The 13,513-nt window shown below is 63.5% G+C and carries 15 protein-coding genes; 8 read left to right on the top strand and 7 right to left on the bottom strand.

Annotated elements, in window-relative coordinates; genetic code table 11:
* Nucleotides 1-2: 2 nt before the first annotated feature.
* On the bottom strand, nucleotides 3-383 hold the full coding sequence (locus ACN8M7_RS10370; RefSeq protein ID WP_061239693.1) for a hypothetical protein: 381 nt from the start codon (nucleotides 381-383) through the stop codon (nucleotides 3-5).
* A 216-nt stretch (nucleotides 384-599) separates the two neighbouring features.
* A complete protein-coding gene (locus tag ACN8M7_RS10365; RefSeq protein ID WP_061239692.1) occupies nucleotides 600-899 on the bottom strand; it encodes a YciI family protein in 300 nt (99 codons plus the stop codon).
* A 276-nt stretch (nucleotides 900-1,175) separates the two neighbouring features.
* Between ACN8M7_RS10365 and ACN8M7_RS10360 the strand changes: the two genes are divergently transcribed.
* From ACN8M7_RS10360 to rluB, 7 genes are all read left to right on the top strand, one after another.
* Nucleotides 1,176-2,042 (top strand): PHP domain-containing protein, encoded by an 867-nt coding sequence (locus ACN8M7_RS10360; protein WP_061239690.1) that lies wholly within the window; start codon nucleotides 1,176-1,178, stop codon nucleotides 2,040-2,042.
* 13 nt (nucleotides 2,043-2,055) lie between these two features.
* A complete protein-coding gene (locus tag ACN8M7_RS10355) occupies nucleotides 2,056-2,682 on the top strand; it encodes an L-threonylcarbamoyladenylate synthase (protein ID WP_490260691.1) in 627 nt (208 codons plus the stop codon).
* A 71-nt stretch (nucleotides 2,683-2,753) separates the two neighbouring features.
* Complete coding sequence (locus ACN8M7_RS10350) at nucleotides 2,754-3,968, top strand: tryptophan--tRNA ligase (RefSeq protein ID WP_082768070.1); 1,215 nt, start codon at nucleotides 2,754-2,756, stop codon at nucleotides 3,966-3,968.
* 14 nt (nucleotides 3,969-3,982) lie between these two features.
* The gene (locus ACN8M7_RS10345; protein ID WP_061239684.1) at nucleotides 3,983-4,807 is read left to right on the top strand and encodes a segregation and condensation protein A; all 825 of its coding nucleotides are present in this window, start codon (nucleotides 3,983-3,985) and stop codon (nucleotides 4,805-4,807) included.
* Nucleotides 4,804-5,613, top strand: coding sequence for an SMC-Scp complex subunit ScpB (gene scpB, locus ACN8M7_RS10340; protein WP_490260690.1), 810 nt, complete (start codon nucleotides 4,804-4,806; stop codon nucleotides 5,611-5,613). Before ACN8M7_RS10345 ends, scpB begins: the two co-directional genes overlap by 4 nt.
* A 96-nt stretch (nucleotides 5,614-5,709) precedes the next feature.
* A complete protein-coding gene (locus tag ACN8M7_RS10335; RefSeq protein ID WP_061239679.1) occupies nucleotides 5,710-5,892 on the top strand; it encodes a DUF1289 domain-containing protein in 183 nt (60 codons plus the stop codon).
* 137 nt (nucleotides 5,893-6,029) lie between these two features.
* Entirely contained in the window at nucleotides 6,030-7,187 is a 1,158-nt protein-coding gene (gene rluB, locus ACN8M7_RS10330; RefSeq protein WP_490260689.1) for a 23S rRNA pseudouridine(2605) synthase RluB, read from the top strand.
* 76 nt (nucleotides 7,188-7,263) lie between these two features.
* Here rluB and ACN8M7_RS10325 read toward each other — a convergent pair whose 3' ends face one another.
* The 5 genes from ACN8M7_RS10325 to ACN8M7_RS10305 form a co-directional block, all read right to left on the bottom strand.
* On the bottom strand, nucleotides 7,264-8,190 hold the full coding sequence (locus ACN8M7_RS10325; RefSeq protein ID WP_061239675.1) for a GGDEF domain-containing protein: 927 nt from the start codon (nucleotides 8,188-8,190) through the stop codon (nucleotides 7,264-7,266).
* A gap of 242 nt (nucleotides 8,191-8,432) precedes the next feature.
* A complete protein-coding gene (locus ACN8M7_RS10320; RefSeq protein ID WP_061239673.1) occupies nucleotides 8,433-9,173 on the bottom strand; it encodes a YciK family oxidoreductase in 741 nt (246 codons plus the stop codon).
* An 87-nt stretch (nucleotides 9,174-9,260) separates the two neighbouring features.
* Nucleotides 9,261-9,932 (bottom strand): N-acetylmuramic acid 6-phosphate phosphatase MupP, encoded by a 672-nt coding sequence (mupP, locus tag ACN8M7_RS10315; protein WP_061239671.1) that lies wholly within the window; start codon nucleotides 9,930-9,932, stop codon nucleotides 9,261-9,263.
* Between the two features lie 5 nt (nucleotides 9,933-9,937).
* Nucleotides 9,938-10,636: a bifunctional 2-polyprenyl-6-hydroxyphenol methylase/3-demethylubiquinol 3-O-methyltransferase UbiG gene (ubiG, locus tag ACN8M7_RS10310; protein ID WP_061239669.1), complete on the bottom strand. Its 699-nt coding sequence runs from the start codon at nucleotides 10,634-10,636 to the stop codon at nucleotides 9,938-9,940.
* A gap of 162 nt (nucleotides 10,637-10,798) precedes the next feature.
* On the bottom strand, nucleotides 10,799-12,127 hold the full coding sequence (locus ACN8M7_RS10305) for a TRZ/ATZ family hydrolase (RefSeq protein ID WP_490260688.1): 1,329 nt from the start codon (nucleotides 12,125-12,127) through the stop codon (nucleotides 10,799-10,801).
* Between the two features lie 160 nt (nucleotides 12,128-12,287).
* Between ACN8M7_RS10305 and mtnA the strand changes: the two genes are divergently transcribed.
* On the top strand, nucleotides 12,288-13,364 hold the full coding sequence (gene mtnA, locus ACN8M7_RS10300; protein WP_490260687.1) for an S-methyl-5-thioribose-1-phosphate isomerase: 1,077 nt from the start codon (nucleotides 12,288-12,290) through the stop codon (nucleotides 13,362-13,364).
* The last annotated feature ends 149 nt before the right edge of the window (nucleotides 13,365-13,513 follow it).

Here is a 13,513-nt window from a genome sequence, read left to right as displayed (position 1 = left end):
GCTCAGTTGATCCACTCGCGGCGGGTCTTGCGGCGACCGCGCAGCAGGGCGCCGAACACCACCGAGACCAGGCTCAGGGCAGCGCCGAGGGCAAACCAGGTCTGCTCCTCGCTAAGCAGTCGCGGCTGGCTCTGTGCCTGGCTTTCCTTGAGTTGCACGCGCAAACGCTGGTTTTCCTGGCGCAGGCGCTGCAGTTGCACGGTACTGCTCTCTTGCTGCTCGTTGCGCAGTTGCTCGCTTTGCGCCAGACGTTGCTCCAGTTCCTGGCGCTGATTGTCGACGCTTGCCGCCGGAGCCTGTGGCTGGGCGAGTTCTTCTTCTGCCTGTAGCGACGCGCAGCTCAGCAGCAGGGTGACCAGCAGGGATAGCGGGATCGAGCGCATCGCGATTCCTTTTATGCAAGAGCAGCGTAGGTGGCGCTCTGTCGGAGGATATTTACAAATTGCTGCGTTCGGCCAGGCTGCGTGGAATCAGCCTGAAAGTGCTCATGTACAACTCGTACACCGCGCTTTTTCGGGCCAGCCGTCGTCTGAGTTGAGACCGCTGGTGGTTGCGCCTTGCCTTGCCTGGCCTGCGCTGGCTGCTTTGTAAACAGTCCCTCAGGGCAGCACTTTCTTGAAAGGTTTGACCACGACATTGGCATACACGCCGGCTGCGCGATAAGGGTCGGCATCGGCCCATTTCTGCGCGGCTTCGAGGGATTCGAACTCGGCAACCACCAGACTGCCGCTGAAACCCGCTGGGCCTGGATCGTTGCTATCGACAGCCGGATGCGGGCCGGCCAGCAGCAGGCGACCTTCCTGCTTCAACTGCTCCAGACGGGCGAGATGAGCGGGGCGGGTAGCCAGGCGATTTTCCAGGGAGTTTTCGACGTCGGTGGCGATGATGGCGTAGAGCATCTCAATCCTTATTGGGGGTCGAAGCGCGGAGGGAAGAAGCATTTGGGTGCCGCTAGAAACCTTAGGTGAGGCAGTCAGTACAATACCGATGGCGGCCCCGCAAAAACAGACGAAGAAGCGCAGTTTACGAGCTGTAATAAGCACTTTTAGCCGGTTTTTAACAGGGTGGTGGCCGCGCAAGCGGTTTGTAGCGGTATCCATTTACGCCACACGGCAACAGCCTTGGCGCTAATGTGGGGCATAATAACAAACATCAAACTCAACGAAAGCGCCGCCATGATTGTCGATTTGCACTGCCACAGCACCGCCTCCGATGGCGCCCTGGCCCCCTCCGTACTGGTGGGACGGGCGTATGAGCGGGGTGTGCGGCTGCTGGCACTGACCGATCACGACACCCTGGAAGGCCTCGATGAGGCGCACCGTGCTGCCGAGCCGTTGGGTATGCAGTTGGTCAATGGCATCGAGTTGTCCTGTACCTGGGGTGGGGCGACCATTCATGTACTGGGCTATGCCTTCGAGCGTGACGCCCCGGCGCTGCGAGCGGCCATCGAGGCGCTGCATCACGGGCGCTGGCAGCGTGCCGAGGAGATCGATCGCCGGCTGGCGGCCAAAGGCATGCCGGGGGCGCTGGAGGGCGCGCGAGCCGTCCAGCAGGAACTCGGTGACAGCGGTAACGCGCCGGCGCGGCCGCACTTCGCCGAGTTTCTCGTGCGTGCCGGTCATGTGCGTGACCGTGCCGAGGCATTTCGCAAGTGGCTGGGCTCGGGCAAGTTGGGCGACGTCAAGCAGCATTGGCCCATGCTGGAAGAAACCATTGCCACCTTGCGTTCGGCCCGCGCCTGGATCAGCCTGGCGCATCCGTGGCAGTACGACTTTACTCGCAGTAAGCGTCGACGCCTGGTGGCCGAATTCGCGGCGGCCGGTGGCCATGCCCTGGAAGTGGTCAATGGCATGCAGCCGGCCGAACAAGTCGGAGGCCTGGCGATTCTGGCGCGTGAGTTCGGCTTGATGGCCAGTGTCGGCAGCGATTTCCATGCGCCGGGCGACTGGTCCGAGCTGGGCATGTACCGGCCTTTGCCCGATGACCTGACCGCGCTCTGGGAGCGCTTCGAACATGAACAGCCATCCGCTGTCACTTCATGAGCAGGGAGCAAGTGTGAGTCAATTTTTCCAGATTCATCCGGAAAACCCACAGGCACGCCTGATCAAACAGGCCGTGGAAATCATTCGCAGCGGCGGTGTGGTGGTTTATCCCACCGATTCCTCGTACGCACTGGGCTGCGCCATCGGCGACAAGAATGCGGTAGAGCGCATTCGCCGTTTGCGTCAGCTCGACGACAAGCACAACTTCACCCTGGTTTGCCGCGACCTTTCGCAGATCGGCCTATTCGCCAAGGTCGATACTGCCGCCTTCCGCCTGCTGAAGAATCACACCCCGGGCCCTTACACCTTCATTCTCAGCGCCACCCGCGAAGTGCCACGCATGCTGCTGCACCCCAAGCGTCGCACCATCGGCATCCGCATTCCCAGTCATCCCATCGCCCTGGCGTTGCTGGAGCAGTTGGGCGAGCCGTTGATGAGCGTCAGCCTGATCATGCCGGGCGATGAGCTGCCGATGTCCGACCCCTATGAAATGCGCCAGATCCTCGAGCATCACGTCGACCTGATCATCGATGGTGGCTTTGGCGGGCTGGAGGCCTCTACCGTGGTCAATCTTGCTGACGAAAGCCCTGAAGTCGTGCGCGTCGGTTGCGGCGACCCGACGCCCTTCAACGATCTCTGACGCAGCGTTTTCCGTTGTGGCTGCGGCTACCCTATACTCCGCGATCTTGTCTGGATTATGGATAGAACGGTTTGAGCTTTAACGACTCCGAGCGTCGGGTGCTATCAGGGATGCGTCCGAGCGGTCGTCTGCATCTCGGGCACTACCATGGTGTGCTGAAGAACTGGGTCAAGTTGCAGCACGAGTACGACTGCTTCTTCTGCATCGTCGACTGGCATGCACTGACCACCGACTACGCCGAAGCCGGCCAGCTTTCCCAACACGTCATGGACGTGGCGGTGGATTGGCTGGCTGCAGGGGTAAGCCCCAGCTCCGCGACGCTGTTCGTGCAGTCGCAGGTGCCGGAGCATGCCGAGCTGCATCTGCTGCTGTCGATGATCTGCCCGCTCAGCTGGCTGGAGCGTGTGCCGTCGTACAAGGAGCAGCAGGAGCGCCAGAGCGGCAAGGACCTTTCCACCTATGGCTTTCTCGGCTACCCGCTGCTGCAGGCGGCGGACATTCTGCTGTACCGTGCCGGGCAAGTGCCGGTGGGTGCCGATCAGCTCCCGCATATCGAATTTGCCCGCGAAGTGGCGCGACGGTTCAACCACCTATATGGCAGCGAACCGGATTTCGAACTGAAGGCCGAAGCTGCCATCGGCAAGTTGGGCAAGAAGGTCGGCAAGCTCTACTCCAACCTGCGCAAGGCCTACCAGGAGCAAGGTGATGCCCAGGCGCTGGAGACGGCGCGCGCCCTGCTCAAGGAGCAGACCAGCATCACCCTGGGTGATCAGGAGCGTCTGTACGGTTACCTTGAAGGCGGCGGCAAGGTGATCCTGGCCGAGCCACAACCGATGATCTCGGAGTATTCGCGAGTACCGGGGCTGGATGGGCAGAAGATGGCCAAGTCCACCGGCAACGCCATATTCCTGCGCGACAGCGACGCCGAGATCGAGGAAAAACTGCGACGCATGCCCACCGATCCGGCGCGGGTGCACCGTGACGATCCGGGTGAGCCGCAGCGTTGTCCGGTCTGGCCGCTGCATCAGCTGTATTCCAGCGACGAGCAGTTGCATTGGGTGGTCGAGGGCTGTCGCGCCGCCTCGATTGGCTGTCTCGATTGCAAGAGCGTGCTGTGCTCGTCTCTGCAGGCCGAGCTGATACCACTGCAGCAGCGCGCCATCGACTACGAGGACAGCCCGGACCTGGTGCGCAGCATCCTTGCCGAAGGCGCCGAGCACGCGCGTGACGAGGCGCGTGAAACCCTGGCCGAAGTGCGTCTGGCCATGGGCCTTAATTATCGTTGAAGGAGCGCCCGTCGATGAGTGAGCCCGCCACGCCAGCCGCTGACAGCCAGGCCGGTGCCCAGCAGGAGCTGCCGTTCGCCCTGGTCTATGGCGAGGCCGTCACCGAGCTGCCGCTGGACCTCTATATTCCCCCGGACGCGCTGGAGGTCTTTCTCGAGGCCTTCGAGGGGCCGTTGGATCTGTTGCTCTATCTGATTCGCAAACAGAACATCGATATCCTCGACATCCCGGTCGCCGAGATCACCAAGCAATACATGGGCTACGTCGAGCTCATGCATTCGGTACGCCTGGAACTGGCTGCCGAATACCTGGTAATGGCCGCCATGCTTGCCGAAATCAAGTCGCGCATGCTGCTGCCGCGCTCGGCCGAAGCCGAGGAGGAAGAGGACGACCCGCGCGCCGAGTTGATCCGCCGTTTGCAGGAATACGAGCGCTTCAAGGCGGCTGCCGAGGGTATCGACGAACTGCCACGCGTCGGCCGTGACGTCACCGTCCCCAGGCTCGATGCTCCCGAAGCCAGGGCGCGCAAGCTGCTGCCGGACGTCAGCCTGGAGGAAGTGCTGCTGTCGATGGCCGAAGTGCTGCGCCGCGCCGACATGTTCGAAAGCCATCAGGTTACCCGTGAGGCCCTTTCTACCCGCGAGCGCATGAGTGAGGTGCTGGAACGCCTCAAAGGCGGAGCGTTCGTGCCTTTCGTCGAACTGTTCGCGGCCGAGGAGGGGCGGCTTGGTGTGGTCGTGACCTTCATGGCGGTGCTCGAATTGATCAAGGAATCCCTGGTCGAGCTGGTGCAGAATGAGCCATTCGCCGTCATTCACGTCCGAGCCCGTGCCGAATGAACCTCAACGACCCCAAAGACCTGGCCCAATTGCTCGAAGCCTTTTTACTGGCTTCCGGCAAAGCGCAGTCGCTCGAACGCCTTTTCGAACTCTTCGAGGAGGGTGAGCGGCCCGAGCCGCAGCAGTTCAAGGCCGCGCTGGAAGTCCTGCGCCAATCCTGCGAGGGGCGTGCCTTCGAGTTGAAAGAGGTGGCCTCGGGCTACCGCCTGCAGGTGCGCGAGCGCTTCGCTCCCTGGGTCGGCCGGCTCTGGGAGGAGCGCCCACAGCGTTATTCCCGCGCCTTGCTGGAAACCCTGGCGCTGATCGCCTACCGCCAGCCGATCACGCGCGGCGAGATCGAGGATGTGCGCGGCGTGGCAGTCAACAGCAACATCACCAAGACCTTGCTCGAGCGTGAATGGATTCGTGTGGTGGGCTATCGCGACGTGCCGGGGCGCCCGGCGATGTTCGCCACGACCAAGGGCTTTCTCGATCACTTCAACCTGAAAAGCCTCGACGAACTGCCGCCGCTCGCCGCCTTGCGCGAGCTGGAACCGGAGCCTGAACTGGCGCTGGACGACGAGGCGGAGGTGCCGGCTGGGTTGCAGGCGCGCGTCGATCTGGCGTTGCAGGAAGATGGCGAGGCCGTCGAGCCGCGTGAGGAAACCAGCTTCCGCAGCCTGCTGGCCGAGCTGGATACCATGGAGCAAGGGCTCAAGACCGATTTCGATGACCTGCGCCTGGCCGAGGAAGACGAGGCAGGTGAGTCTGATGAAGCAGTCGAAGATGACCTGGCCGACCTGGACGGCGATCAGTCGTTGCATTGAGCGCGTTTAAGCCGTTTATCGAATACTTCAATCTCGCTGCCGCTTGCCCGGCCTTTATCCTTGCGCCCATCCGATCCTGCCGTTTCAGGAGATCCCATGAGCAAGAGCCCGTGCATCAAGGTCTGTGAGTTCGAGAAGGACATCTGCCTCGGTTGCGGCCGCAGTCGCCAGGAAATCAAGGGCTGGAAGCGCCTGGGCAAGGGCGAGCGTCTGCTTCTGCTGGCCGAGGCCGATATGCGACTGCTGGCGCTGGAGGCGACCGGGCGGCGCAAGTTCTGATTACGCCGGAATTCGTAAAGCGCGCCGTTCTGCGCTTTTCGCTGTCGCCTGGCCGAGCCTCGGCTACCCTAAGAGCGCTGTAGTGCGTATGATGCGCGCCCTTCGATCATCCTTTACTACACCGGGAGGTGCCCAAGATGACTGAGCACGAACAACCGCGTCCTGCAGGCGAGAAACTGCAGAAAGTCCTGGCCCGTCTCGGGCTGGCTTCGCGCCGCGAAATCGAAACCTGGATCGCCGAAGGGCGGGTCAAGGTCAATGGCGCTGCCGCGACCCTGGGCCAGCGCGTCGATGCCAACGACGCCATCGCCCTCGATGGCCGCTTGCTCAAGCGTGAAGAAATCACCGGCTCGGTACGCCGCGTGCTGATCTACAACAAGCCGGACGGCGAGATCTGCACCCGTGACGACCCGGAAGGCCGCCCGACCGTATTCGACCGCCTGCCGCGTCCCAAAGAAGGGCGCTGGATCAACATCGGTCGCCTCGACATCAACACCACCGGCCTGTTGCTGTTCACCACCGATGGTGAGCTGGCCAACCGCCTGATGCACCCCTCCTATCAGATGGACCGTGAATACGCGGTGCGTGTGCGTGGCGAGGTGACCGAGGAAATGCTGGAAAACCTCAAGACCGGCGTGATGCTCGAGGATGGCCCGGCCAAGTTCACCGACATCAAGGAAGCGCCCGGTGGCGAAGGCTTCAACCACTGGTATCACTGCGTGGTCATGGAAGGGCGCAACCGTGAGGTGCGTCGTCTGTGGGAGTCCCAGGGACTGGTAGTGAGCCGTCTGAAGCGCGTGCGTTTCGGTCCGGTGTTCCTGACATCCGAACTGACCATGGGCCGCTGGCGGGAAATGGACCAGCGCGAAGTCGACATCCTCAGCGCCGAAGTCGGCCTGACTCCGCAGGCACTGCCGGCGATGAAGGAAAAGACGCGCGAGAAGCTCGACCGCCTGCAGCGCAAGTCGGCCAAACCGGTGGACGTGCGTGGCAAGCGTGTATTGCGTCCGGCGAAAGATGAGGCAGGCGCCGAAAACGCTCGCCCGAGCCGTGCTCCGCGCCGCGAGGAAGCCGAGCAGCGTACGCCGCGTGGCCCGCGTAAAGAGGGTGGTGAGCGTCGCGAGAATGGTCGTGGCGCACCCATTGCGGAGCGTCCGGGTGACGTCAAGAAGCGCCAGCCGCGTCCGGCCGTTGAGCTGGCCGATCGTCCGGCGCGCAAGCCACGCCCGGCCACGCCTGTTAAGCGCCCGCCGTCTGGTGACGGCCAGCGCCCTGGCTTCGGCCGCAAGCGCTGAGCAACGAAAAGGGACTCCGCGGAGTCCCTTTTTTCATTCTGGCCCGAATTGCATCCGGGCTATGCAGAGCAGCTTTTCAGCCCGCCATGGACAGGCGATTGCGACCTTCGCGCTTGGCGACATACAGCGCGTTGTCAGCGCGGCGCAACAGGCTTTCGCTCGACTCGCCCGGCAGCAGGCTGGAGCAGCCCAGGCTGATGGATACTTCGATGGGGCGGCCGGCATCCAGGCATTGCAGCTCCATCACCGCAAAGCGCAGGCGCTCGCCCACTAGCGCCGCCCCTTCGCGGTTGGTGCCGGAGAGAATGACCAGAAATTCCTCGCCACCGTAGCGAAAGACCATGTCGATGTTACGCAGCTGGTTCTTCAGGGTCTGGGCCACCGCTTTCAGCACCTCGTCGCCAAGTGCATGCCCGTGGTTGTCGTTGATGCTCTTGAAGTGGTCGATGTCGAGCATCAGCAGCGACAAGGGTTGCAGGTTGCGGCGGGCCAGATCCACCTCGCGCTGCAGCACCTGGTCCATGGCGATGCGATTGCCGGTATCGGTCAACGGGTCGCGCAGCGCGCTTTGCAGGGCCGTGCGGTAGAGCAGGGCGTTGCGCAGCGGGAACAGCAGGCTGGCCAGCAAGGATTCCAGCTGGGTCAATTCATCTTCGGCAAAGCGCTGCTTGCGGCGGAAAATCAGCTCGCCCAGGTATTCGCCCTCATGGCTCAGGCGGTAGCCGGCCGAATGAGGCGCGCGCTCGCCCAGCTCGAGGCGCAGATCGTGCGACGGATGCTGGAAGGCCAATGCATCGAGTGGCACCAGGCGCTGCACTTCGCGAAAGAACAGCGTGAGGATCCGTTCCACGTCCAGGCTGGTCTGCAGTTGCAGGCTCAGTTGGTGGCGCAGCTCGACCAGGCTGGCAGGCTTGAGCGGCAGGTTGCGCGTGCCGGTAAAGCCAAGACGCTGCAATTTGGCAGCGTCGAAATCGATGGTGTTGGACTGGCTGGGGGGGACCATGGAGCTGAACCTCTGGCGCGATGGTGCGACGAGAGGGTTAGAGCGAATTTCATGCCAGGTGGTTCAAGATAGATAAAATGTCTTTTAAATCAGCTTATTAGCTGTTTTTTCAGGGCGGGGCCGGCAAGCGATTGCCGGTTGTCTGACGGTGGTGCTGGCAATGTGCTGCCGCCCGGCAAGGGGCGCGGCGGATTTCTGTCGTGCCATGGCCCGTTGATTGCCAGCGGGCCATGGCCTGGGCCCTATTGCGCGTCGAATGCCTGGCCGTTGACACCTTTGCTGTCCGGGCCCATCAGGTAGAGGTAGAGCGGCATGATGTCCTCGGGCAGCGGGCGCGTAGCCGGGTTCTCTCCTGGGTAGGCCTGGGCGCGCATGGCCGTGCGGGTCGCGCCCGGATTGATGCTGTTGGCGCGCACGCTGGCGATGCCGTCGAGCTCGTCCGCCATGACTTGCATCAGGCCCTCGGTAGCAAACTTCGATACCGCGTAGGCGCCCCAGTAGGCGCGCCCCTTGCGCCCGACGCTGCTGGAGGTGAAGGCGACGGAGGCATCCTCCGAGAGCTTGAGCAGCGGCAGCAGGGTGCTGCTGAGCATGAACATGGCGTTGACGTTGATGTGCATCACGCGCATGAAGTTATCGCCGGACAGCTGCTCCAGCGGCGTGCGTGGGCCGAGGATCGAAGCGTTGTGCAGCAGGCCGTCGAGGCGGCCGAATTCGTTCTCGATCAGCACCGCCAGTTCGTCGTACTGATGCGGCAGGGCGGTTTCCAGATTGAAGGGGATCACCACCGGCTGCGGGTGACCGGCCGCCTCGATCTCGTCATAAATCTGGCTCAGGTTGGCTTCGGTCTTGCCCAGCAGCAGCACGGTCGCGCCGTGGGCGGCGAAAGTCTTGGCGGCGGCGGCGCCGATACCGCGGCCGGCACCGGTGATCAGGATGACGCGATCCTTGAGCAGGTCTGGGCGGGCGGTGTAATCGAACATGTTCTGGGTCCTTCGGGGAGCATTGATTGGTGCGGCGGGCCTGACCCGCCAAGTAGCCTGACGACGGGCGGCGCCCGCTTTATACCTTCAGCAGCTGCACAGGGCGCGGTCGAGAATCGCGCGCAGCTCCTGGGGCTGGTCGACGACCACGTCGGCGCCCCAGTTGCGCGGGTTGTCTTCGGGGTGGATATAGCCGTAGGTCACCGCCGCAGTACGGCAGCCGGCGGCGCGGCCGGACTCTATATCGCGGGCATCGTCGCCGATGAACAGCACTTCCTCGGGTTTGACTCCCATTTGCTGGCAGGCGAGCAGCAGCATGTCCGGCGCCGGTTTGCTCTGCTCGACGTGGTCGGGGCAAACCAGTACCGCCGAGCGCCCCGCCAGATTCAGGCCCTGCATGATCGGTTCGGCGTAGCGCAGCGGCTTGTTGGTGGCAACGCCCCACAGCAGTCGTGCCTGTTCGATGTCGTCGAGCAGGGCTTCGATGCCGTCGAACGGGCGGGTGAGCACGGCGCAGTGTTGCTGGTAGCGCTCCAGAAACTCCTGACGCAGGGCTTCGAAGGCTGCCGAGTCCGGGGCTGCGTCGAAGGCGCAGGCGACCATGGCGCGTGCGCCACCGGATACCTGGTCACGAATGGCCTTGTCTGCCAGGGGCGGCAGGCCCCGGGCGGCGCGCATGGCCTGGGTGATCGCGATGAAGTCCGGCGCCGAGTCGAGCAGGGTGCCGTCCATGTCGAAAAGAACTGCTTTCAAACGCATGCGGGCTACTCCTTGCGCAGCGTCTGGATCATGTAATTGACGTCGACGTCAGCTTCCAGCTTGTAGTGCTTGGTCAGCGGGTTGTAGGTCAGGCCGATGATGTCCTTGACCTCCAGCCCGGCTGCGCGGCTCCAGGCGCCCAGTTCGGAGGGGCGGATGAACTTCTTGAAGTCGTGGGTACCGCGTGGCAGCAGGCGCAGGATGTATTCGGCACCGATCACGGCGAACAGGTACGCCTTGGGATTGCGGTTGATGGTGGAGAAGAACACCTGGCCGCCCGGCTTGACCAGCTTGTGGCAGGCGCGGATGACCGAGGACGGATCGGGTACGTGCTCGAGCATCTCCAGGCAGGTGACGACATCGAACTGGCCCGGCATTTCCTCGGCCAGGGCTTCGGCGGTGATCTGCCGGTAGTCGACTTCCACGCCGGATTCCAGCTGGTGCAACTGCGCGACCGAAAGCGGCGCCTCACCCATGTCGATGCCCATGACAGTGGCGCCCCGCTGGGCCATGGCTTCGCTGAGAATGCCGCCGCCGCAGCCGACGTCCAGCACACGTTTGCCGGCGAGGCCGACGCGCTCGTCGATCCAGTTGACCCGCAGCGGGTTGATGTCGTGCAGAGGTTTGAACTCGCTTTGAAGGTCCCACCAGCGGTGTGCCAGGGCCTCGAATTTGGCGATTTCGGCGCGGTCGACGTTGCTCATAAGCATCTCTATTCAAAGCGTGGAAAGCGTGCTGCCGCTATGTTGCCAGTTTAAGAACGGGCGTGGGGCGGCGCGGATTCGTTCAATGTATGTCAGTTTGTCGCAGTCGTTTCGAGAGCGTAGCCCGGATGCAATCCGGGGCGGCTGTATTCTTCCCGGATTTCATCCGGGCTGCCTTTGGGCAATCCTGGTTCCCCATTCCCTGGCCTTGGCGATCAGCTCGCTTTCGTCCATGCGGGTCAGGCGCCCATCGTCCAGCAGCTGCTTGCCGCCCACCCAAAGGTGTTTCACGCAGTCGCGGCCGCTGGCGTAGACGAGCTGCGATACCGGGTCGTAGATCGGTTGCTGGGCCAGGCCGGAAAGGTCGAAGGCGACCACGTCGGCCAGCTTGCCCAGTTCCAGCGAGCCGGTCTGTGTGTCCAGTCCCAGTGCGCGGGCGCCATTCAGGGTCGCCATGCGCAGGGCGCTGTGGGCATTGAGGGCGGTGGCCGAGCCCGCGACGGCCTTGGCCAGCAGGGCGGCGGTACGGGTTTCGCCGAGTAGGTCGAGGTCGTTGTTGCTGGCGGCGCCGTCGGTGCCGATGGCGACATTGACGCCGGCCTGCCACAGGCGTTCGACCGGACAGAAGCCGCTGGCCAGCTTCAGGTTGGACTCGGGGCAATGCACGATGCTGCAGTTGTGTTCCACCAGCAGCTCCAGATCCTCGTCATCGATCTGGGTCATGTGCACGGCCTGAAAGCGCGGGCCGAGCAGGCCGAGGCGCGCCAGGCGCGCCAGTGGGCGCTCGCCGTGTTTGCTGACGGCTTCGGCCACTTCCTGCGCGGTTTCGTGCACGTGCATATGAATGCCGGCATCCAGCTCGTCAGCCAGCACGCGTATCTGCTCGAGCTTGTCGTCGCTGACGGTGTAGGGCGCGTGCGGGCCGAAGGCGATGCGGATGCGTGGGTGCTGCTTGAGGTCATCGAACAGTTGCAGGCCCTTGCGCAGCGCCTCGTCGGCATTGAGGGCGCCGGGCACGGGAAAGTCCAGCACCGGGATCGTGATCTGTGCCCGCATGCCTGACTTGTGCACGCACTCGACCGCCGTCTGCGGGTAGAAATACATGTCGGAGAAGCAACTGATGCCGCCCTTGATCTGTTCGGCGATGGCCAGGTCGGTACCGTCGCGGACGAAATCCTCGTCGACCCATTTCCCTTCGGCTGGCCAGATGTGTTCATGCAGCCAGGTCATCAGCGGCAGGTCATCGGCAATGCCGCGCAGCAGCGTCATGGCTGCATGGCCATGAGCGTTGATCAGCCCGGGGGCGAGCAGGCACTGTGGCAGCTCTCGCACCTGTGTCGCGGGGTGGCGCAGCGCCTCTGCGCGCGGAGCGATCAGTGCGATGCGTCCGTCGCGGATGCCCAGGCCGTGATCGCGCAGGACCACGCCCGCCGGCTCCACGGGCACCAGCCAGGTGGGCAGCAGCAACAGGTCGAGAGGGGCTTCGGGCATGGAGGGTTGTCCGTCTGGCTTGATCGGTGCAGGGAAGGTCGCCAGTGTATAGATGAACGCGCGCAGCTTGAAGCCGTGAGGGGCTGCCGGATTGTTCGGTTGGTGCCTGCCAGTCTGCGTATAATCGGCGATTTTTTGGCGGTGCAGGATGGAGTGCGTGATGCGCGAGCAATTGCTGGCGGTGGAGAGGGTTCAGGCAATCGAGTGGCGCGACGGTGCGTTGTATTTGCTCGATCAGCGCCTGCTGCCGCATCGGCAGACCTGGTTGCGCTTTGACTCCGCTGCCGAAGTGGCGGATGCGATTCGCGACATGGTGGTGCGCGGTGCGCCGGCCATTGGCATCGCTGCAGCCTATGGTCTGGTGCTGGGCACCCGTGCTCGGCTGCAGGTGGGCGGTGACTGGCGTGAGGCGCTGGACGCTGATTTTGCCTGTCTCGAGCGCGCACGCCCCACCGCGGTCAATCTGTCCTGGGCGTTGCAGCGCATGCGTGAACGCCTGGCGCGGATCAAGGCGGGCGATGACGCTCTGGCGCTGCTCGAAGCCGAGGCGATCGGTATTCATGTCAGCGATCGCGAAGCCAATCTGACCATGGCGCAGCTGGGTATGGAGCTGATCCGCAAGCATCAGGGCAACCCGCAGGTGCTGCTGACCCACTGCAATGCCGGCGCCCTGGCCACTGGCGGCTTTGGCACGGCGCTCGGGGTGATCCGCGCGGCGCACCTGGAGGGCCTCGTCGAGCATATTTATGTCGATGAAACCCGCCCCTGGCTGCAAGGCGCCCGGCTGACTGCCTGGGAACTGGCTGGCGATGGCGTGCCGGTCAGTCTCAATGCCGATGCGGCGGCAGCGCACCTGATGAAGACCAAGGGCATTACCTGGGTGATAGTCGGGGCTGATCGCATCACTGCCAATGGCGACGTTGCCAACAAGATCGGCACCTACCAGTTGGCCGTCAATGCCATGCATCACGGTGTGCGCCTGATGGTGGTGGCGCCGAGTTCGACCATCGACATGAGCCTGGAAAGCGGCGAAGACATCCTGCTCGAGGAGCGCGATGGTCGTGAGTTGCTGGAGGTGGCGGGGCAGCGCGTGGCGGCGGACGTGCCTGCGGTCAATCCGGTGTTCGATGTGACGCCCGCAGATCTGGTCGATTACCTCGTGACCGAGAAGGGGGTGGTCGAGCGTCCCGACAGCGCCAAGATGGCGCAACTGATGTGCCGCAAGCGCCTGCACTGAACCTGCCGCGCACGCCCCTCTGCGGGGTAGGTGTGTGGCACGCTTTGTGGTAATCTCCGGCAGTTTTCAAGGGGGCTGACTAAAGCCGCCTTCACTGCATCGAATCGTGACATAACTCGTTGATTTGTCGTGAGTCGCTGATGGCCTGA

Source organism: Pseudomonas spartinae, assembly GCF_965197125.1.
GTDB lineage: Bacteria > Pseudomonadota > Gammaproteobacteria > Pseudomonadales > Pseudomonadaceae > Aquipseudomonas > Aquipseudomonas composti_A.
Note: the sequence above shows the minus strand (reverse complement) of the source record. Positions and strands in the feature narration are given on the sequence as shown.